We start from the raw sequence: 20,379 nt of genomic DNA on the forward strand, positions 1-20,379 counted from the left end.
ATGGGCACAGAGTTATTTCACATAAACGCTCTCTAAAATTAAGTTGCCAACCACTTAATTAGTGTAATGGATTATTAAGTGGTTGGCAACCTTTATTTCGATTTGGGAAATTTCTAAGTTTCCTTTCTTTTGCTGTTGCCAAAAAATAGTGCTACAATAGCTAAATTATTGAAAACACACTAATGTAACGTTGACGCTAAGTACGTTGGATTGGATTCTACATAAAATCAAGAAAGATACTAACTAGAAATTTATGAAAGTGGAGTGCACAAATGAGTAAAGATAAAAAGATGCCAGCACCTCACGAGATTCAAGAGGTATTTAAATCGCTCGATTATCCTATAAATTTTGCGATTTTGGCCATTATGCGTTCTCACCGTGCTGTAGCAGCCAGTTTACTTCGGGAGATCGGTTTATTTCCTGGACAAGAACTTATGTTAATGCAGCTATGGGAGGAAGATCACCAGTCTCAGATTTCATTGGGGAAAATATTACGTCTCGACCATTCAACAGTTGCGAAATCCGTGCGAAGACTCGAGGAATCAGGTCTAGTTAGTCGGAGCCGATCAGAAGAAGATAAGCGTGTGACCATCGTTTCACTTGCACCGGCAGGTCATGATTTGAAAATTCATGTTTTAACTGCATGGAGCAAACTTGAAGCAATGACTACAGAGGGACTCACAGAAGAGGAAAAATCAATTTTTATAAATTTGGTGAAGAAAATGGTGTCTAACATTGACTCTTCGTATGAAATTTGACTTTTAAAGTCACGAACATAGTACTATATAGTTCTGGATTATAAGATGATTCCAGTCTTTATTGGCTATGCTTACAAACTTTTTTTATATACATAAAGTCAATGGAAGGCAGGAGATATGGCAGTATGGTTACGCTGATACTTTCGCTCGTTATGATTATGAACATATTACTCTCAGCGGTATTTTTGTTTTTTGAAAGGAGAGACATCGGTTATACCTGGGCCTGGCTCATGATTTTTTACTTCATTCCTATTTTAGGTTTTATCGTTTATCTCTTTCTGGGCCGTAACCTCAAAAAGAAAAATTTCTACGGACTTTCAGCTGAAGAGAGAAGTTCACTCAAGTTAATTGTCGAGAACCAAATAGTGACATTGAAGGAGCAACGTAAGGAAAGCAACCCCCTGCTCATGAAATATGCTGATCTGATTCAATTGAATCTCACTTCATCCAATGCAATCCTAACCAATGACAATGAGATATTCATCTTCGATGATGGACAAGAGAAATTTGATTCTTTATTTGCTGATATCAAGCATGCCAAGAAAGAGATTAACATCCAATATTACATTATACAACCGGATTCCTTAGGGAAGAAATTACGAGATGAATTAACCATTAAAGCTAAAGAAGGCGTAAAAGTGCGAGTTCTCTATGACGAAATTGGTTCAAAGAAACTTTCACTGAAATTTTTCAGAGAACTGATCTCTGCCGGTGGAGAAGTGGAGGTCTTTTTCCCATCACTGATTAGGCCTTTAAATTTCCGCATGAACAATCGAAATCATCGCAAACTTTGTATCATTGATGGAGAGATTGCTTATATCGGCGGATTTAATCTGGGAAATGAGTATCTAGGCATGGATAAAAAGTTTGGATACTGGCGTGATACACATTTTAAAATGCACGGAGATGCCGTTAATCATATTCAAGGTAGGTTTATTTTGGATTGGAAACACGCCAGCAAATCCGGTCAAGTAAGTTACGAACAATTCTCCTTCAACACAGTCAAGCTTGGCGGTTCAAGTCCAGTTCAGATTGTGTCTAGTGGTCCTAACTCACAGGTAGAACACCTGAAGAATATGTACATTAAGCTTATAGTAAATGCTAAAAAGAGTGTGTATATTCAAACGCCTTACTTTATTCCTGACAGCACGTTTATGGATGCATGTAAAATCGCTCTCCTATCCGGGGTGGATCTGCGCATTATGATTCCCAATAAGCCCGATCACCCGTTTGTATATTGGGCAACTTGGGCGTATGCTGGTGAATTATTGGACTATGGCGCGAAGATTCTGTTATATGACAATGGTTTTTTACACGCAAAGACCATTGTAGTTGACGAAGAAGTCGCTTCAGTAGGCACGATGAATATTGATTCCCGGAGCTTTAGGTTGAATTTTGAAGTGAATGCAATTGTATATGATGAGCGAGTTGCGAAACAACTTCAAGAATTGTTTCATCAAGATAGCCAGTTAAGTTCAGAGCTTACTTCTGATCGTTATAAAAATAGGTCCCTTATTATCAAGTTTAAAGAAGGAATATCACGTCTTCTTTCACCTATTTTATAGCTCAGCTTCACTGCCGATGTTATACTCAACCAGGCACGATAAAACTTTTACTGAAGTGCTTCTTAACGACTAGAGTATTATCAAATCTTTCTTTTTAAGTCAACAGTTAAAAGCTCTCTTCCAAATGGAAGAGAGCTTTTCCAATTACACGACAGCATGTAATTAATTTAAAACACCGCTGCCGACTATTTTAACCTTTACTTCTGGGTGAAAACGAACTTGAGCATATTGTTTATTCCAGTCAAGGCTTTTCCACAAGTCAGGGTAATGGGCAATTAAATGTCTGCCAATCCCGAAGGAATCACACCCACTTTGCTGAAGTGTTTTGATAATTTGTTCTGCGTCCTGAGTCATGTCATCGGATAGCTTACGGTTCAGACGATCAATCGTCTCCTTTTCCTGCAGATGGTTCATTGCATACTCAACAATAGTTACAGGAAGTTCAATATGAAGATTTACATCAATCTGACTGTCATCAGCCACTTTTACAGCGAGTTTGCGCTTAATCTGTTCGGTATTCGCTTCGTAAGTGACATAGTTCCGTGGATTGTTGGAAGGGCCAGAATGAATCTTTTTGACAAAACGTGCCGCTTTATTCCATTTACCACTCATAATAATGTATAGAGGCGCCTGTTCGGTATTGAGACTCCCACTGAATCTTTGCCCATGAAACAGGGCGATTCCCCGAGCATCAATTTCTTCTCCATCCTTATAGAGGTATGGTAGCGTAAAATCCTGTCCCGGATCCAGCATGGGAGGGAGAAGAGTCTCTAACGTCATTTCAGGAAAAATGCATAATTCCTCCAGACTCTTAATTTTTTTCGTAATAAACTCACCAATTAATATGCTGCCAACTCTTTTCTGGTGTAACAACTCTCCGGCATCGCCATCGACAATCCCAATTTTCACATGCGAGGTCGGGTAATCGGGTTCCCGATATAAGACATCTAAGTAAGGATAAATGTCATTTTGTGCAAGTTTGTTCCCGTATAAGATCATCCCATATTTGAAGAAACGAATATCGCCAGTCACTTTAGCGCGGATTCTATCTGTGCTTTGACGAACGGATCTCCCGGTACCTGAATGGACTTCATTAACGCTCCCTTGTTGACTCTCAAAATCATCGACAATTTCAAGCGTCTGTTTAATTTCACCTTCTGAGGTGATATCATACGCTGAAGCATTAGCCAGTCTTGCATCTTTTAGACTATCCTGATCCCAGCAACCCGTTACCACCATGAGCAGGATCAGCATACCAAGAGCTATTCCTTGTTTGCTCATATCATCTTCTCTTTTCGTTTCAATATATAAGACAGAACCAGTAGCAATAGAGGTAAAATCATGAGAAAAAAGTAAGCCGATCTATTGGCAATCGTACTAATCAACTCAAGGTTTTCCTTCTGTTGTGGCAGATAGGCAATTACGCAAGAAGCAAGAACGACATAAGGCACGGCTTTTTTATGGTGTTTTTGTTTGAAGAGGTAACTTATACCATAGGATGCCGTATAGTAGTAGCCACAAATGGCCCCAAAAATTGAAATTAACCAGATGGGAAGGAACAGGAAATCGGCCCGATCCATTGTCCCGAGTGGGATAGAGCGGAGCAAATAAATGACAGGTTCAGGCATTAAGTCAACTTGCTGGGGACTGAAAGCCGTTGAACAGATAAACACAGTAAATGCATACAACAATACGACTACAGCACTTGCAGAAGCAACGGACTTAAGTTTACCACCGCTGTTACCTTCAACCATGGGAAACACAACGAGAAAAAATTCAAATCCGAACATAGCCATTAATGTTTCAGTTGATCCACTAATGATATTGGGCCAACCTGCTTCAGTCATAGGCAAAAGATATAACAGATTTATTTCCTTGAGTCCGTAACTGATCAATACCATCATGGGTAAGACCAAAAAAGAAATAAGTACAAGCACGCGGGCAATAACTCGCAATTTTTGACGAACCAAATAGATGCTGCTAAACAAAAAAAGGGCTAGTATAGCCCACCGTGGAGTATCCTGTAGCATCCAGCGATTAATTACACCGTAGGCGTTCACCAGGACAGAAGTGCCCATTAACAGGAAATATCCGATGTAAGCAATAATCAGTATCTTCCCAATCCACTTCCCTGTAATCAGCGTTACAATTTGGTAAATGGAAGAACTAGGGAATCGTCGCATCAAAAGCCAGCACAGCAGTATGACAAGTTGAATCAGGAATCCTCCAAGGAAAACGGAAATCCAACCACCGCCCTTGGACAGAAGGTGTATCCGGTATGGGAGGGACAAAATATCTACACCGATTTCGAATTTGAGGATGAGAAAGAACAATTGTCCCCGAGTGATCGTAGTTTCCTTATTCACGTTTTTTCCAACTCCTAGAGAACTTCTGTTGATTCAACTGCTGCGGACGGGCATCATGAGGACGCTGACGAAGCGCCCAGATGGGAAAGCGGATCCATACATCCTTCATGTCCTTTAATCGGAAAGGGGCGACTGGAGCAAAATAAGACGATCCGAAGTTTTCCAGCTTACAGAGGTGAATCGTTAGAATCACCAGACCAAATGCGATGCCGATATATCCAAAAAGCGCCGCTCCAATCATCATTGGAAAACGGAGGATACGTACTGCTGAACTCATCTCATGCGAAGGTACCAAAAATGACGAGATGGCAGTTAGTGATACTACAATAATCATCGTATAGGATACAAGCCCTGCACGAACAATGGCATCTCCGATAACCAAACCGCCAACGATGCCGATGGTCTGGCCCACTCGGCTGGGAAGTCGGACCCCGGCTTCTCTTAATACTTCAAAGATCAGTTCAAGCAACATGGCCTCTACAAGAGCAGGAAAGGGGATGCTTTGCAATGATTTTTTAATGGTGTGTGCCAGCTCGATCGGTAAAATAGCGGAGTGAAAGGAGATGGTTGCTATATAAACAGCAGGTAATGTAAAAGCAATAACAAAACTCATCATGCGAATTAACCGTAAAAACGAACTGACAATCCAGCGACCATGATAATCATCCGGGCTTTGATAAAAAGCAAAAAACGTAACTGGAGCGATAAGAGCAGAGGGACTTCCTTCGGCAAGTATGGCGACGCGTCCCTCCATCAAGTTGGCAATAACCCTGTCAGGTCTCTCTGTACTCAGCTGCTGGGGGAACAGAGAGAAGGGATTATCCTCGACAAACTCTTCAATAAAGCCTGGAGCCAGGACCATATCTGAGGATATGGATGTAATTCGCTCTTTCACCTCGTTCACCAACTCCGGATTGGCCAAATCTTGAAGGTATACAACTGCGATTTTGGTATGCGTCTTCTCACCGACGTTAAAATATCGAACGATTAAGGATGGACTGATAATTTGTCTGCGGATCAGATTCAAATTAACGGAAAGCTGCTCGATGAATCCATTGTGCGGCCCTCGAATAACACCTTCGTTTTCCGGTTCGGTTGTGCTACGGGCATACGTTTTCTCGGTAGAAAGAATATAAAACTCCGGGTATCCGTCGAGTATGTAAAGACATTTTCCTTGAATGAGTGAGTCTATTCCGCTTTGCAGATCAGTATCTTTTCGACTTTCTAATGTGGTGAACGATGGATAGATTTCCGAATGAGCTTGGTTATTCAGTGCTGTTAAGACATGTGTCTGAATGATCTCCTGATCTACAAGAGAATCGATGTAGAGAAGCACACTCTGTACACCATTGAATAGAAGTGGTTGTTGTTTCAAATCGTCAGTACAATAGAGTGACTGCTCCACATAAGAAATATTCATTTGTAATTCAGAGCATGCATGATTGGTTGGAGTCATATATCCACCTCGTTTCAAAATGCGACATGGATTATTTTGTGCAAAATCTAGACTATTATTCAATAACTCACAATTGAATTAGAAACTTTTTCCTAAATCTAGCGTCTAATACTATGACTTTTTGAGGGGATAAAATTACTAGAGAGCAGAAGGAGCCAAAGACAACGCATGAATATGAAGAAGAAATTGTCCATTTTTACCGCTTTAGCCGTTTTTCAAGCATTTGCAGTCGGTTCTGTAAGTGCGCAGTCAACACCGCAAAGTGACACAGCATCAGTAAACACAGCCAACGTAGAATCGGTTGAGGTGCTAAAGGAAGTGCAACCGATTGCAGAGCGTGAAGTGAAGACGGAGAGCACTAATGCATCGCTCAATACTCCGACCTCTGATGAAACGAAAACTGAGGTGGAGAAACCCGCGGATTCTGCCACTCAGGATGGAAGCACAGAGGAGGTTGAAACGCCAGCTACGCCTGCTCAAGTAGAGCAACCATCCGTTGATGGGAAGTCTCCAGTAGGTTCGGGCGGAAACCTAACGTTGTACATGAATAGCAACAAAATGGAGCAGGATGGAAAAACATATCTTGCTGGTCAGCCCATGACAGTGAAAAACGGTGTATCCTATGTTGCGATTCGTGCATTGGTAGACCGTGTGGGATATGGCGTCAAATATGATAACAAAACCAAGGAAACCATCATTATCAGCGGTGACAATGAGCTTCGATTCACTACAAACAGCAAGGACTATACCGTCAATGGAGAGACCAGAACGATGAAAGGCCCTGCTTATCAGCAAAAGAATACGTTCATGGTGCCGCTAACTTCAATTACTCAAGCTCTGAACATCACCTATAAAGTGAATCAGCCAGCTAAGACGGTTGTGCTGAATCTCAATACGAAACCTGTTGCAAGCTTTACGATTACCCAAAAAGAAATCTTTGCGGGTGATAAAGTGGACTATGTGACTTCTTCCAGTTCTCCAAATGCACTGGATATCGTTGACGAACGCTGGACTGGTCGTCAGGAATCATTTGATCAAGCAGGTACATATACAATTTCATATCAGGTTCAGGATTCCAACGGTCAATGGAGCGATCCCTATTCAACTACGATTGAAGTTTTGACTCCTAATCTTCCTCCTGTAGCCATGTTCTCTACGGATAAAGAACAATATAAAATGGGCGAAAAAATAACATACACAGATCAAAGTACAGATGATGAAAATAATATTGTTAAAGCGGCATGGGAGAACAATTCACTTGCTTTCTTTGAACCAGGTCCAAAAACGGTGACACTTACGGTTACTGACAATCACGGCGCTACAAACACGTACTCCAAAGTCATCACCATAACGAATGAGACCTTATATTCATTTACCGATTTCAATCTACTGTTCACGCCGGTAGGACAGAAATTTACCTTTAACGGCGGCGAAGTGACTACGATGGAAAAAGTACCTTATACGTACATGGATGAGCCCAGTTTGCTGATCCGTAGCAACAGTCCGGAAACCGTAAATACGGAAGGCATCGTATATAAAGAATCATCTTCGGGGCAGACCCGTTTCATGATTCACCACGTAAACAATACAGGCAAAAGAGTGAAAATGTATGTAATTGCAACCAATAACAACCCAAATCCGGCAGTATTTGAACAACAAAATATGGGCTTTGCAGGACCTACACCATACGCTACCGTAGCTGGGAAATTGTCTATTGATAAGTGGTTCAAGTCGATTCAGACCGGAGCTGATCAAAAGAAAGAGTACCTCCAACCTGGAGAAAGTAAACTGATCTTGACCGAACTTAATAAAACGCCGATGAAAGAAGGACAAGTCATCTCGCTCTATTCGGATGCTTATAGTGACTATTCTCTGGACTATAACGTTATCCTGGTGGAAGAAAATAAAGATCCGTTCGAGGCTTTGCCATTGCTACCTGTGCTTGATCGTGACGGAGTGCATAACCGTGGAACGTACCCGAATGCGACTCGCGTCATAACGTACGATCAACAAGTGGGAACCAAGCCAGCACGTCTGCCACTTGGCGACAATTCAAGCGATCCCAATCTGGTAGGAACAGATCCTATGGCTTACACAGACGCGTCCAATGCGGGTAATTTCGGCGTATTGTACAAAATAACGTTGAATAATGTCGCTCCGCGTACACTTATCTCCTTTAACCCTCGTGGTGGGAAGTACTCCGGAGTAGCTCTGGTAAATAATCAGTTGGTTGCGATTGCCGAAGGTAACGTCGCGGTTAGCAATTCAAGTGAACAAAGTGTTCTTTACCGCACAGGGTTAACTGGAGAGAGCGTAACGATTCTTTTCTCTGCCGCGCCAGGAAGCAACCTGCCGGTCAATCTGCTCTTTACACCGCTCCCATCGGAGAAGTAAATGTATATAAGGCTTTATAATTAAATCAAAGGCAACCGAACAGGATGATTCGGTTGCCTTTTTCCGTTTTCGCTAACTAATTCGTTAAGCTAACCGGCAGGAAAGCTGAATAATTAATCGAATTGATTGAAGAATGGCTTTAAGTAACGAAGTTCGCGGAAGGAAAGAGGAGGAAATCGTAATGGATTTGGGATTAAAGGATAAAGTAGCGCTAATTACAGGCGGCAGCAAAGGGATCGGGCTAGAGACAGCAGTGATTTTAGCAGCGGAAGGTGCAAAGGTGGCAATCGTTGCCCGCAACAAAGAGGCGCTCCAAGCTGCGGCGCAACGAATTAAAGAAGCTACTGGTACAGATGCACTAGTCATTTCTGCAGATATTTCAGTAGAAGCAGAGGTACGAGGTGCGGTGGAACGGACTGCAGAGCATTTCGGTGGACTGGATATCTTGGTCAACAATGCGGGAACCTCTGCGGCTAGGCCGTTTGAAGAGGTCGGTACCGAAAGCTGGGCTGCTGACCTGGATTTGAAATTGTTAGGAGCAGTCCACAGTTCTAAGGCGGCAGTTTCTCATATGCGCCAAAGAGGTGGTGGTTCTATCCTTAATGTGACGGCGACTGTTGGGAAGACACCCTCTGCGTCATCTTTGCCAACATCAGTCAGCCGAGCTGCAGGTCTTGCACTTACGAAGGCGATGAGCAAAGACCTCGCCAAGGACAATATTCGTGTTAACGCGGTGTGTATCGGTCTGATTCGTAGCGATCAGATTGAACGGAAATGGCAGGCTTCAGCACCAGAGAAAAGTTGGGAGGAGTTCGCTTCCGACCCAATTCATGACATTCCACTTCAGCGAATAGGTCAGACCGAAGAGGCGGCAAAAGTCATTGCTTTTCTCGTGTCAGGAGCAGCCTCCTACGTAACAGGAACTGCCGTTAACATAGACGGCGGTAAATCCTCTGTACTATAAAAAAAACGATTTAAGCTGCGGGCGTTTCCCGGTATTCCACCGGGGAACGCCCGTTTAGTCTTTTCTGGAATCGGTTCTGGTTATAGAACAGAATATATTCTCTCGCTGACACACTTCCTTAAAATCTTATAAGAAATTCTTGATATCTCAGAAATTTATCCAATAGGCGGGTGCTATTATACAAATACAAACAAAGACGAGGTGATGAAATGCAAGCAAAATTGGCAGCGGACGCCATTCCCATCTCCAAAAAGCGAAAGACATGGATAAGGACGATACAAAAGCACAAAGTGATGTATGCTCTCTTATTACCAGCTTTAATTTACTTTGCGGTATTCAAATACATTCCTATGGCGGGAATCATGATTGCTTTTAAAAACTACAACCTGGCTCTGGGACTATGGGATAGCCCATGGGTGGGATTCAAAAATTTTACGGATTTTATGAACGGAGTCTATTTCTGGGACATCATGAAAAATACGATCATCATATCGTTGTATAAGCTATTGTTCGGTTTCTCCGCTCCCATCGTACTTGCTTTACTCCTCAATGAAGTGTATAGCCAATGGTTTAAAAAAATCGTACAGACAATCACTTATTTACCTCATTTTCTATCATGGGTCATTGTTTATGGAATTATGGTAGCATTACTAGCTCCAGGCGATGGTCTCTTTAACATGATTTTGAAAGATTTTGGTGTTGAACCCATCTCGTTTCTAACGGAACCTGCCTGGGGCAGAATGCTGATCATCTTATCTGAAGTATGGAAGGATATTGGATGGGGGGCGATTTTGTACCTTGCAGCCTTAGCAGGAATAGATCCAAGCTTATATGAAGCGGCTAGAATGGATGGCGCTTCCAAATGGAGACAGCTCTGGCATATCACGTTACCCGGCATTCGAGGAGTCATTATTCTGATGCTGATTCTTAAATTAAGCCATATCCTGGATGCGGGTTTTGACCAAATATTCATGTTTGCCAACACCTTTAACCAGGAAAAGATCGATATTATCGACACATGGGTATACCGGGAAGGGTTGGAGCGTCTTAAGATTGGCTTGGCTACTGCTGTAGGATTGTTTAAAGCTGTCATCGGATTTGCTTTAGTATTGGCAGCGAATAAGCTCGCCAAAAAATTCGATGGGCAAATCTGGTGAGGTGGTCTTTAGAATGATCCATTTGACAATCGGGGAAAAAGTCTGGCAAACCGTCGTTTATGTGATTCTTATTTTTTTATCGCTACTTTGCGTGCTGCCCTTCCTATATGTGGTTGCTGTTTCCGTGACGCCTGAATCGGAAGTACTGAGAAGAGGAATTGTGATTATACCCGAATCCTTCACCTTTCTGGCCTATAAAGAAGTATTCATCTCACATGGGATCTGGCAGGCGTATAAAATTACGTTATTTCGAACGATTGTAGGCACGGCGTTAAATGTGTTTTTTACCGTAATCGCGGCCTACCCGTTATCCAAAAAATATTTGCCCGGAAGAAGTCCGTTTTTACTCTTCATTGTGTTTACCATGATGTTCAGTGGGGGGTTAATTCCAACATATTTGCTAATCCGCTCTCTGGGATTGTTAAACAGTCCTTGGGTATTGATCATTCCAAATCTCATTAGTGCATTTAATCTGGTGATCATCAAAGGTTTTTTTGAGCAATTACCTGGTGAAATTGAGGAATCGGCTAGGGTAGATGGTGCAAGTGAGCTTCAAACGTTATGGCGGATCATTTTACCCTTGTCCTTACCCGTCCTGTCCACCATTTCTTTATTTTACGCAGTTGGGCATTGGAACAGTTATTTTGATGCCATTGTATATATCAATGATTCCAACTACATGCCACTTCAAGTGATTTTGCGCAACATCCTGCTTAACGTCGCAACTCAAAGCGCTGATTCCCTCGCCAATTCCGGGGCTGTCAGTACGTTCGCTGTGCAAATGGCTACAGTTGTCGTGACTACGGTCCCGATTTTGATCGTTTATCCATTTTTGCAAAAGCATTTTACCAAAGGTGTGCTCCTGGGATCCGTTAAAGGTTAAAAGTTGTTCCAACCTAACTTATTACGGGGAAACCGTGATAATATACAAGCAAAGGAGAGGTCAATATGCAGCGTAAAAAGATTTCATTTGCTATTCTGTCGGCAATCTTAGGACTTGGAACGCTTTTGTCAGGATGTGGGGGAAATGAAGAAGTTACATCGACAACTTCGAATAATTCGCAAGGCCAGTCTGGTCAGTTTGCAACCAAAATGAAGATCTCAATGTTTAACCAAGGCACTTTTAACGCTGCTGCTCCGGTACCTCCACGTGATGAAGATATTCAACGCCAAATGTTGGAAGAAGAGATGAATATCGACTTGGAGATGATGATTCCTCAAGCGGGTCAAGCAACAACCAAACTGAATACACTCATTGCAGGCGGGGATATTCCAGACTTAATCTTCTTGAAGAGCCGTGCTGATCTCGCGCAATATTACGACCAAGGTGTTCTTGCGGATTTGACACCGTATTTGGATCAGTTTCCTGAACTACAGAAACGGTTTGGCAACGACTCATGGGAGGCCATGTCCTACCAGGGGAAAACGATTGGAGTTCCAGGCTATGATAATGTAAACGGTATCAGTCGCAGCTTCTTCATCCGCAACGATTGGCTGAAAAAGCTGAATATGGAGGTACCAACGACACCTGATGAGTTGTTCGAAGTTATGAAAGCCTTTACAGAGAAAGACCCGGACGGGAATGGCAAAAACGATACGTACGGATTCATCGGCGGTATGAATAAAGAAGGCAATCTGCAAACCTACGGCTTTGATAGCTTGATGTGGATGTTTGGTGTAAATCCTCCTTCGGCCGTTGAGATAAAAGATAATGAACCGGTATTTCTGTTTATCGATCCCAAAATGAAAGAAGCGCTTGCTTACATTAATAAAATGATGGCAGCCAAGGTTGTTGACCCGGACTGGGTGACGATGAATTCACCTGATTTGTTGGACCAAAAGATGTTTAAGGGTAAAGTTGGCTTCATGATCAGAGATGCTCGTAGACTGGAACCGGATTATCAACAGAAAATGAAAGAAATTAGTGGAGAGGTGCCCGAATGGATCGTTATTCCTCCGATGAAAGGTCCTTACGGGGATCAGATTGTAGAGAGAAAATCATTCCAGGGCAATTCATGGGCCATATCCGCAAAAGCGGACGAGGACAAAATTATTCGGATCTTGTCCATGCTAAATTATCTCTTTACGGACGAAGAAGCCTATCCGAACTTTGCATACGGAATCAAAGGGATTCATTGGGATGTTGTAGACGGCAAGATCAAAAATAAAACCTCAGAGTTATCGAAGGAAATGAAAGAGAAGTACCTGTGGGTTGATCATTATAGAATGCCACGCCGTGGTGATGATGCGGAGTACTTCAGTTTCCAGAATCCGAAGACAGCGGAAGCTTTCAAAAACAATCAGCAATATGTGGGGCCAACGTTGCCCGGAAATTTATTGACCCCAGACCCAAGCGATACCTTGGATGCTGACCGCACACGTTTCATTAATGAAAGCTTAGTTAAATTTATGACGGGCAAAGAGCCTCTTTCCAACTGGGACAATTTCCTCCAAACGTTAGATACCAAGTTTGACATGCAGAAATATAAGGAAACAGCAATCCAGCAATTTAAAGAAGCCGGTCTTATCAAGTAAAATAAACGAAGAGAGAGTGGCTATTCGTAGCCCCTCTCTTTATTAGCATATGCTATTCTTAGTTTAAAACGGAACTAAAAGGAAGATGATGGATGCGAAGAAGAATCAGCTTGCCTTTAAAATTATTTTTTATCGTGTTTGCCTTTGTATTAAGCTGCATCATCTTGATAAGCCAATTGTCTTATCGCTATGTGCAAAAGGAAATAAGAAACAATGACATTTTTTACACCAATCAAATCCTTGACAAGGTAGACCAGTATTTCACCGTTAATTTTTCCTCCTTCCAAACGATCCTCTTCTCGGTCGAAACTTCGGTTAAGGCAAACATTAACAATACCGAAGTGATTAAAAAGCAATTAAGAGAGCTCTATGAACTCAACAGTACTTACGTCAGTAATATTTATTTGATCAAGAGTGATTTATCCATTATAGGCGGAAGTACACCTACCCGAATATTCGATGAACCTTTATCTGAAAGAGAACCTTTATTTGATGCGGCTGATAAGAATAGAAGGGCTACCTTTGTTAGTGAACCTTACAAATCGAAGTATTCCGGCTGGACCGTTACGATGGTTCGATATCTGAACGGTGCTCCGTTTCCTATGGCCATTGCGGTTGATTTGGATCTAAATGCCATCGAAGAAACCTTGTTCAAGATTAATAAACAGGAACAAATGAATCTGGCTCTGATCACCCAGTCAGGTAAAATCATTGCCGGCTTTTCTGAGAATAAAGGACCTCTGAATATTCAAGATCATTCTTTTTCGATCGGCGAGACGTCAGCGGAAGAAATTCTGGATACGGCAGAAACAAGCTTTCAACTGAATACCAAGGATGGCATTCCGGTTTCCCTTTTGAAAAAACCAACGGAGAAATTCAACTGGACTATTATCTCGATCAATGATGAATCACGCTTGAAAGCAGCATTGTCCAGATTGGAAATCTATTATATTGAGCTTCTTGCTGCAGGTCTTCTCTTAAGTTTGTTCATTTCTTTATTGGTTGCTAAATATATCAGGAAACCACTCTATACGCTCAAAACAAAAATGAAACAGGTAGAGCAAGGCATCCTCACAACGAAAATAACCATTAACCGAAACGATGAGTTTGGAGATCTTTCACGAGCATTCGATCGTATGTTACAGCAAATTGTGGAACTGATTCGCCGGGCCGAGCTTCATAATGAGCTTGAGCGGAAGTTGGAAATCCAGGTGTTACAGTCTCAAATTAACCCACATTTTCTGTATAACACACTTGGTTCGATCAGCAATGTGATACGTCTCGGACAAATAGAGAAAGTAGATGTGGTGATCGGGTCGCTTATTTCATTATTGGAATACGGGATAGATGACGCTTCAGAGAAGGTTTCCCTACGTCAGGAACTACGCAATGTAGCGGACTATATCGAGATCCAGAACATTCGGTATAACCGAAACTTCAATCTGATTGAAGATATCGAAGCAGGGTTGATGGATTTTCCGGTTTTCCGAATGCTGCTGCAGCCTCTTGTGGAGAATAGTATCTTCCATGGTTACAACGGCGGGGGAATTGAGGGCCCTATTACGATTCATGCCTACAGGGAGGGTGGCAGCGTCATCATCGAAGTTGTTGACCAAGGTGAGGGAATTCCGGCCGATAAAATAAAGCATATTTTAACCTCAGAACCGAGTGAAGAGGAAGTGAAAAGAAAAAGAATCGGGCTGAATAATATTCAGGGTCGAATAAGACTTCACTACGGAGATCCATTCGGACTGGATATTATTAGCATACCTAAGGAAATAACCCGTATACGCGCCTTATTCCCGGCAGAATTGCAAAAAGGAGATGCATAATGGGGAGAGACTATACCTGCTTCATTGTTGACGATGAAGACCTGATCATTCAACGATTGGAATTGTTTTTTAATGAGCTCTCTCATAGGGATCGACGATTTGTTCTGGTGGGAAAAGCGAATAATGGGCTGAATGGGATCGAGGAGATCATAAAACTTAAGCCGGATATCGTCATATCCGATATCGTAATGCCGCGAATGGATGGCATCTCCATGATTGAGCAGCTAAAGGCAGAGCTCCCCCATACCCAATACATACTGCTGACCGCCTATTCATCCTTCGAATACGCTCAGCGAGCGATTCAAGCCAACGCATTGGAGTACATTGTAAAGGTTCCACTGAGGGAAGCCGATTTGAATCGAGCGTTGGATAAGGCAGCCGGAATTTTAAATGAGTTTGAGAAAAAAGAAGCGGAATTTCACTCGTTAAACGTATCCGTGCTTGAAAATAAATACAGAGTCCGCAAGCAATTTTTTAACGAATTGATCCGAGGTGAAATTCCTTCTCATCGGGCATCGGATTTTGCCAATCGCATGCAGTTTCATTTCTTTCAAGCGAACTATTGCTGCTTCATCGTTGAAATGAATACGTATGAAAGTTTCCGAAACGAATACGCGGCTGCAGATCAAAACATCTTGAAGTATGCGATTACCAATATCATCGAAGAAACGGTGATGAATGGTAGTAGTGGGGTAGCTGCGGATCTGTCCGATAATCGTTTTATTGGCTTTTTATCCTGGGAAAATAACCGCAGTGATATGGAAACGGAATATGCTTGCCTATCCTTGGGAGGGCAGATCATCTCTCATTTGCATCATTATTTGAATAAAAGGGTGTCTGTCGCTTTTGGTGGTCCACATCGAGGCTGGGAATCGATCAAACAGGCATACACGGAAGCTAAAAATGTGAGTGAGGACTTCTATTATCATACCGAGAAAGTCGTGAAAACACCGATGCATCGGTTCCAATACCATAATGACAAAAAAGCAGACTTTCAGCAGAAGCTGGCTGATTTTCTTATACGGCTAAAACGAAAGGTTTCTAAGGAAGAGCTGGACAATGCACTTGCTGATCTGTCGCAATTTGTTACGGACCATAAAATCCACAAGTCTATCATGGCGCCAATGATTAGAGACTTGTACAGAGACATTACCGTGAAATTTAAATCGGGGAATAAGATGGCCACGGAAGTTCCAGACTTCCCCATGGAATTTATGGCTTTTCAGGAGCAGCTCGCCTATATTGGCGACTTCACATTCCAATACGTGCATGCGGGCCAACTGTTACATCGTGCAGAAATTATGAGTGCTATGCATTTTATAGAGACAAACTTGAAACAACGTTTAACGTTGGAGGCAATTGCGGAGGAAGTGAATCTAGCGCCATCGTATTTTAGCAGCTTATTCAAAAAAACAATGAACGAAGGCGTGATCAGCTACATCAACCGTAAAAAAATCCATCTTGCTCTCGAGTTGTTAAACGTCCGGGATTATTCTTTATTGGAATTGTGCGAAGAAGTAGGTATCGTCAATGAAGGGTATTTTTGCAAACTGTTTAAAGAATATACGGGGGATACACCTAAGCAATATCGGATAAAAATGACACGGTAGGAATTCAAATAAGGATGCAAAAAATGTATGATTTTTTCGCGAAATCCTGTAAAAAAAAAGGGGCCAAAACCATTACCATGATAGTAGCATCTAATCATGGAGGTTATCCAAATGGAACTTATGAAAGCAGATTTAACCGTCGTAGGTGGAGGAATTGCCGGGATATGTGCTGCCATTGCTGCCGCACGCCAAGGTCTGCAGGTTTCACTTATTAATGATCGGCCGGTGCTTGGGGGAAATGCGAGCAGCGAGGTCAGAGTTCATATCAACGGGTCGGCATATCTCGGAAATAGTCCATCCTATTATGCCCGCGAGGGCGGGTTGGTAGAAGAACTCAAGCTGAAGATCTTTCATTATAATCCGTTATACAACAAGAAGCTTATGCTTTCGCTATCGGATACGGTCTTGCTCGACATGGTTTATGATGAGCCCAACATTTCTCTATTTCTGAACACATGCGTGCATGAAACAGGCATGGAGAACGGCAGAATTCAATGGGTGGAGGGCCTTCAATTGGCTTCCGAAAGAAAATTCCGTTTTGAAAGCCCTACCTATATCGATTGCTCCGGTGATGGAATTGTTGGATACCAAGCAGGTGCTCACTTCCGATGGGGAAGAGAGGCGAAGCATGAGTACCAGGAGGAGCTGGCTCCAGAAGTGGCGGATCATTACACGATGGGCGATACGATTCTGTTTCAAGCCCGTGACGTAGACTATGCCGTTCCTTACAAAAGGCCTGGATTTGCGTATGATATTACGAAATTGGAGTTTTTCGATAGTATCAGAAAAGGATTAAACCATCGGTCTTTTCCAAGGAAAATCAACGGGCTTGGCGGATTGTGGTGGCTTGAATACGGCGGACATATGGACATTATCAAGAATAATGAAGACATCGCATTGGAACTGCGGAAATTGGTGTACGGGATCTGGGATTATATCAAAAATAGCGGTGAGTTCGATGATGTAGACAATCTCATCCTGGATTATGTATGCCCGATTCCGGGAAAACGGGAGTCGAGACGGTTTATAGGGGAACACATGCTGTCTCAGAACGATCTTACAGTAAAGCCTCATTTCGAAGATGCGGTATCTGTCGGAGGGTGGTATATGGATCTGCATGCGAATAAAGGCATCTACGATGAAGGGCCAGCTACCGCGTGGAACTTTGTGCCGGGATTGTATAATATCCCTTTTCGTAGCTTATTTTCACGCAATATTGCTAATCTCATGTTCGCTGGCCGTAATATAAGTGCTACCCATGTTGCTTTTGGGTCTACAAGGGTCATGTCAACTTGTGGTTGTATGGGGCAGGCGGTAGGAACGGCTGCTGCGTTATGCGTAAAATATGATACAGGCCCTGCGGACATAGTCAAAGCCCATATGGGTGAACTTCAGGCGCAGCTGCTTCGAGACGGGCAAACAATTGTAGGGCTTCAAGAGCCGTTAGAACCTTATTTCGCTGACGGATTAACGATTCGTGCCTCGTCTCAGCGAAGCTATGAACAACTTTATCCAACCGAAGAGATCTCCTTGGAGAAAGCGTTATGTTTGGTCTTGCCGATTAAGACATCTGTGGTTGAGAGTGTGCAGATCAAAATTAAAAATAGATCCGAGCATTCGGAAATGCTGCAAGTGAAGCTGTATGGCGGGGATCGGAAGGAAAACTATATTCCCACCAGCGAGCTGAAGGGCTACAACTTAGTGATTTCAGCGGGTCACGATGACTGGATTACACTGGACCTCAGCTGCAAGAAGCCAGAAGATGACAAAATCTACATCGTATTGGAAGGTACGGCGGGCCTTACTGTGCACAGCAATGAGGAGAAAATGACTGGAGCGGTGAGCTTCCTTTATAAGCCGGAAGAGCCATCCAGGCTGAAGAAACTTAATAAGAGCATTTGCTTCAAAGACCTGATACCATCCCAGGATATGTATAATCCCGCAAATGTCATCAACGGTTTTTCCAGACCTTATGGTTTGCCGAACAGCTGGATTTCGGAACGTATAGAAGGACAGGAATGGTTGGAATTTGGTTTTGCAAGCCCTAAAAATCTGGATGAAATCCATCTTGTTTTCAATTCACAACTGAATTTGGAGCATTTCGACGATCCGATCGAGCCACTGATCCAAGATTATGATGTGACTTTAACCTTGGAAGACGGAACCAAGAGTGAAATTAAAGTCCGTGGGAATTATCTTTCGTTGAATAAACATCAGGTGCATGCACAAGGTGTAACCCAAATCCGGTTTGATTTTTGTGCAACGTATGGTTCGCCTTATTATGAAGTGTTTGCTGTAAAATTTTTTGCTCCTAAAAACGCTAAGTGAGGTCGGGTGAAGTCGAGATGAAGGAATTTTTCCCACGAAGGGGGCTGCCTAATGTCATTCAGAAGTTGGAAAATAGGGAAACCGTGACCATCGTCTATTTTGGCGGCAGTAATACACGTTCGAAAGGATACAGGGTCATGACGGCGGATTGGCTGCGAGGGCAATATCCCCATGCGGATATCCGCTCTGTGAATGCAGCCATTGATGGGACAGGATCGGACCTCGGCTGCGCCCGTTTGGAGACAGATGTACTGCGTCATCAGCCTGATCTCGTGTTAGTTGAATTTGTTGGCAACGATGGCGGAGTTCCCGAATCCAAGGCGCGGATCGAAGGCATTGTCCGACAAATTCGCAAGCACAGCCGGTTTACCGATATCCTGTTTGTATATACGGTTAAGGAGCGGGATTTGACCTCATTTCAATCCGGCGAATACCAGAAGGGAGCTCTTATGCAAGAGGAAGTCGCCGACTATTACGGCATTCCTTCGATTCATCTGGGCGTAGCCGTCAGTCAATTGGTATCGGAAGGAAAACTTATTTTTACTTCAAGGGCAGACGTGTCCATTCCCGGAGCCGTTATTTTTACGCATGATTCGATCCATCCGACGATTCCCGAAGGACACCAGATTTACACGGACACAATCACACGGTCATTTAAGAAAATCAGTGAACTACGAGATCACGTGGGAAAAGTCGAACATCACTTGCCGCAGGACCCCTTGGTCCCGGCCAATCCTTGGGAGTATGCAACCATGCTGCCACTGGATCGTCTTACTCATTTTTCCGCAGGGTGGTCTTACGTGACCTCTGATGACTTTCCTTTAGTGCGTGAGTATGAATGGTTGTTTCCCGGTCTATGGCGAGCAGTTGATCCCGGAGAGACGATCACAGTGCAGTTTGAGGGAACCCACATCGGCTTATTTGATATTGGGGGGCCGGATTCCGGCAGATTGAAGGTGACTGTGAATGAGGGGGAACCCTTTCTTATCGATCGATTCACTTCATATAACGATCATAATCGAAATCAATATGTTTTCTTACCGGAGCTACCTAATGGGAAACATACAGTTCACTTCGAGATCGATCACGAGAAGACTGACAAAGCGGCCGTGTTTGAGGCGGTCGGCAATGAACGAAGTATGGAGCATGTTCGGCAGCATCCTGCTTGGTACGATCAAACGGTCATTCAGCTTGGAAAGTTGTTATTGGTGCAGCCTCCATTATAATTGATTAGTCCTCTTGGAACACCTATATTCTATCTGACTGCAACTGAGCAATCAATTAGGATGTAGGTTTCTTTTTTTTACTTAAAATCGTATAAGAAATTCTTAAAATGAAAGAAATTTCACCGTGATGTAACATGCTAAGATAAAAACGACAGAGCGGGATTAGGCAGAAGGGGAAGGTTAATTGC

The 20,379-nt window shown here is 42.9% G+C and carries 15 protein-coding genes; 11 read left to right on the forward strand and 4 right to left on the reverse strand.

Annotated elements, in window-relative coordinates:
• The first annotated feature begins 272 nt into the window (after positions 1-272).
• Together OM416_RS01995 and cls are read left to right on the forward strand one after the other, a co-directional pair.
• Complete coding sequence (locus OM416_RS01995; RefSeq protein WP_264926504.1) at positions 273-758, forward strand: MarR family winged helix-turn-helix transcriptional regulator; 486 nt, start codon at positions 273-275, stop codon at positions 756-758.
• 125 nt (positions 759-883) lie between these two features.
• Positions 884-2,323, forward strand: a complete 1,440-nt coding sequence (gene cls / locus OM416_RS02000; RefSeq protein ID WP_264926506.1) for a cardiolipin synthase — start codon at positions 884-886, stop codon at positions 2,321-2,323.
• Positions 2,324-2,485: 162 nt separating this feature from the next.
• On the opposite strand, the gene OM416_RS02005 is transcribed toward cls, so the two are convergent.
• The 3 genes from OM416_RS02005 to OM416_RS02015 are packed head-to-tail and all read right to left on the reverse strand — an operon-like array spanning position 2,486 to position 6,145.
• A complete protein-coding gene (locus OM416_RS02005; protein WP_264926509.1) occupies positions 2,486-3,604 on the reverse strand; it encodes a Ger(x)C family spore germination protein in 1,119 nt (372 codons plus the stop codon).
• Entirely contained in the window at positions 3,601-4,689 is a 1,089-nt protein-coding gene (locus OM416_RS02010; protein WP_264926511.1) for a GerAB/ArcD/ProY family transporter, read from the reverse strand. Before OM416_RS02010 ends, OM416_RS02005 begins: the two co-directional genes overlap by 4 nt.
• Complete coding sequence (locus tag OM416_RS02015) at positions 4,682-6,145, reverse strand: spore germination protein (RefSeq protein ID WP_264926513.1); 1,464 nt, start codon at positions 6,143-6,145, stop codon at positions 4,682-4,684. Before OM416_RS02015 ends, OM416_RS02010 begins: the two co-directional genes overlap by 8 nt.
• Before the next feature lie 168 nt (positions 6,146-6,313).
• Between OM416_RS02015 and OM416_RS02020 the strand changes: the two genes are divergently transcribed.
• Both OM416_RS02020 and OM416_RS02025 read left to right on the forward strand, forming a co-directional pair.
• Positions 6,314-8,539, forward strand: a complete 2,226-nt coding sequence (locus tag OM416_RS02020) for a stalk domain-containing protein (protein WP_264926515.1) — start codon at positions 6,314-6,316, stop codon at positions 8,537-8,539.
• Positions 8,540-8,720: 181 nt separating this feature from the next.
• Positions 8,721-9,503, forward strand: coding sequence for an SDR family NAD(P)-dependent oxidoreductase (locus OM416_RS02025; protein ID WP_264926517.1), 783 nt, complete (start codon positions 8,721-8,723; stop codon positions 9,501-9,503).
• Between the two features lie 10 nt (positions 9,504-9,513).
• Here OM416_RS02025 and OM416_RS31875 read toward each other — a convergent pair whose 3' ends face one another.
• Positions 9,514-9,615, reverse strand: a complete 102-nt coding sequence (locus tag OM416_RS31875) for an IS3 family transposase (RefSeq protein ID WP_413775740.1) — start codon at positions 9,613-9,615, stop codon at positions 9,514-9,516.
• 97 nt (positions 9,616-9,712) lie between these two features.
• Here OM416_RS31875 and OM416_RS02030 point away from each other — a divergent pair, with 97 nt between their 5' ends.
• The 7 genes from OM416_RS02030 to OM416_RS02060 all read left to right on the forward strand — a co-directional run bounded on the left by OM416_RS02030 (position 9,713) and on the right by OM416_RS02060 (position 20,191).
• Positions 9,713-10,660, forward strand: coding sequence for an ABC transporter permease (locus tag OM416_RS02030; protein ID WP_074095193.1), 948 nt, complete (start codon positions 9,713-9,715; stop codon positions 10,658-10,660).
• Between the two features lie 13 nt (positions 10,661-10,673).
• Positions 10,674-11,543 carry a carbohydrate ABC transporter permease gene (locus OM416_RS02035; protein ID WP_091030152.1) on the forward strand — a complete coding sequence of 290 codons (870 nt, stop codon included), beginning with the start codon at positions 10,674-10,676 and terminating at the stop codon, positions 11,541-11,543.
• 65 nt (positions 11,544-11,608) lie between these two features.
• A complete protein-coding gene (locus OM416_RS02040) occupies positions 11,609-13,195 on the forward strand; it encodes an extracellular solute-binding protein (RefSeq protein WP_264926522.1) in 1,587 nt (528 codons plus the stop codon).
• 92 nt (positions 13,196-13,287) lie between these two features.
• A complete protein-coding gene (locus tag OM416_RS02045; RefSeq protein ID WP_264926524.1) occupies positions 13,288-15,027 on the forward strand; it encodes a histidine kinase in 1,740 nt (579 codons plus the stop codon).
• Positions 15,027-16,637, forward strand: coding sequence for a response regulator (locus tag OM416_RS02050; RefSeq protein ID WP_264926526.1), 1,611 nt, complete (start codon positions 15,027-15,029; stop codon positions 16,635-16,637). Before OM416_RS02045 ends, OM416_RS02050 begins: the two co-directional genes overlap by 1 nt.
• A 111-nt stretch (positions 16,638-16,748) precedes the next feature.
• Positions 16,749-18,965: an FAD-dependent oxidoreductase gene (locus OM416_RS02055; protein WP_264926528.1), complete on the forward strand. Its 2,217-nt coding sequence runs from the start codon at positions 16,749-16,751 to the stop codon at positions 18,963-18,965.
• Between the two features lie 17 nt (positions 18,966-18,982).
• Positions 18,983-20,191, forward strand: coding sequence for an SGNH/GDSL hydrolase family protein (locus OM416_RS02060; protein ID WP_264926530.1), 1,209 nt, complete (start codon positions 18,983-18,985; stop codon positions 20,189-20,191).
• Positions 20,192-20,379: the final 188 nt, after the last annotated feature.

The sequence above is a fragment of the Paenibacillus sp. LS1 genome, assembly GCF_026013365.1.
GTDB lineage: Bacteria > Bacillota > Bacilli > Paenibacillales > Paenibacillaceae > Paenibacillus.

What these genes read in the sequence shown, in the direction of transcription:
- OM416_RS01995 (WP_264926504.1), top strand. Translation starts at nt 273, where the DNA reads ATGAGTAAAGATAAAAAGATGCCAGCACCTCACGAGATTCAAGAGGTA.
- cls (WP_264926506.1), top strand. Translation starts at nt 884, where the DNA reads ATGGTTACGCTGATACTTTCGCTCGTTATGATTATGAACATATTACTC.
- OM416_RS02005 (WP_264926509.1), bottom strand. Translation starts at nt 3,604, where the DNA reads ATGAGCAAACAAGGAATAGCTCTTGGTATGCTGATCCTGCTCATGGTG.
- OM416_RS02015 (WP_264926513.1), bottom strand. Translation starts at nt 6,145, where the DNA reads ATGACTCCAACCAATCATGCATGCTCTGAATTACAAATGAATATTTCT.
- OM416_RS02020 (WP_264926515.1), top strand. Translation starts at nt 6,314, where the DNA reads ATGAATATGAAGAAGAAATTGTCCATTTTTACCGCTTTAGCCGTTTTT.
- OM416_RS02025 (WP_264926517.1), top strand. Translation starts at nt 8,721, where the DNA reads ATGGATTTGGGATTAAAGGATAAAGTAGCGCTAATTACAGGCGGCAGC.
- OM416_RS02030 (WP_074095193.1), top strand. Translation starts at nt 9,713, where the DNA reads ATGCAAGCAAAATTGGCAGCGGACGCCATTCCCATCTCCAAAAAGCGA.
- OM416_RS02035 (WP_091030152.1), top strand. Translation starts at nt 10,674, where the DNA reads ATGATCCATTTGACAATCGGGGAAAAAGTCTGGCAAACCGTCGTTTAT.
- OM416_RS02040 (WP_264926522.1), top strand. Translation starts at nt 11,609, where the DNA reads ATGCAGCGTAAAAAGATTTCATTTGCTATTCTGTCGGCAATCTTAGGA.
- OM416_RS02045 (WP_264926524.1), top strand. Translation starts at nt 13,288, where the DNA reads ATGCGAAGAAGAATCAGCTTGCCTTTAAAATTATTTTTTATCGTGTTT.
- OM416_RS02050 (WP_264926526.1), top strand. Translation starts at nt 15,027, where the DNA reads ATGGGGAGAGACTATACCTGCTTCATTGTTGACGATGAAGACCTGATC.
- OM416_RS02055 (WP_264926528.1), top strand. Translation starts at nt 16,749, where the DNA reads ATGGAACTTATGAAAGCAGATTTAACCGTCGTAGGTGGAGGAATTGCC.
- OM416_RS02060 (WP_264926530.1), top strand. Translation starts at nt 18,983, where the DNA reads ATGAAGGAATTTTTCCCACGAAGGGGGCTGCCTAATGTCATTCAGAAG.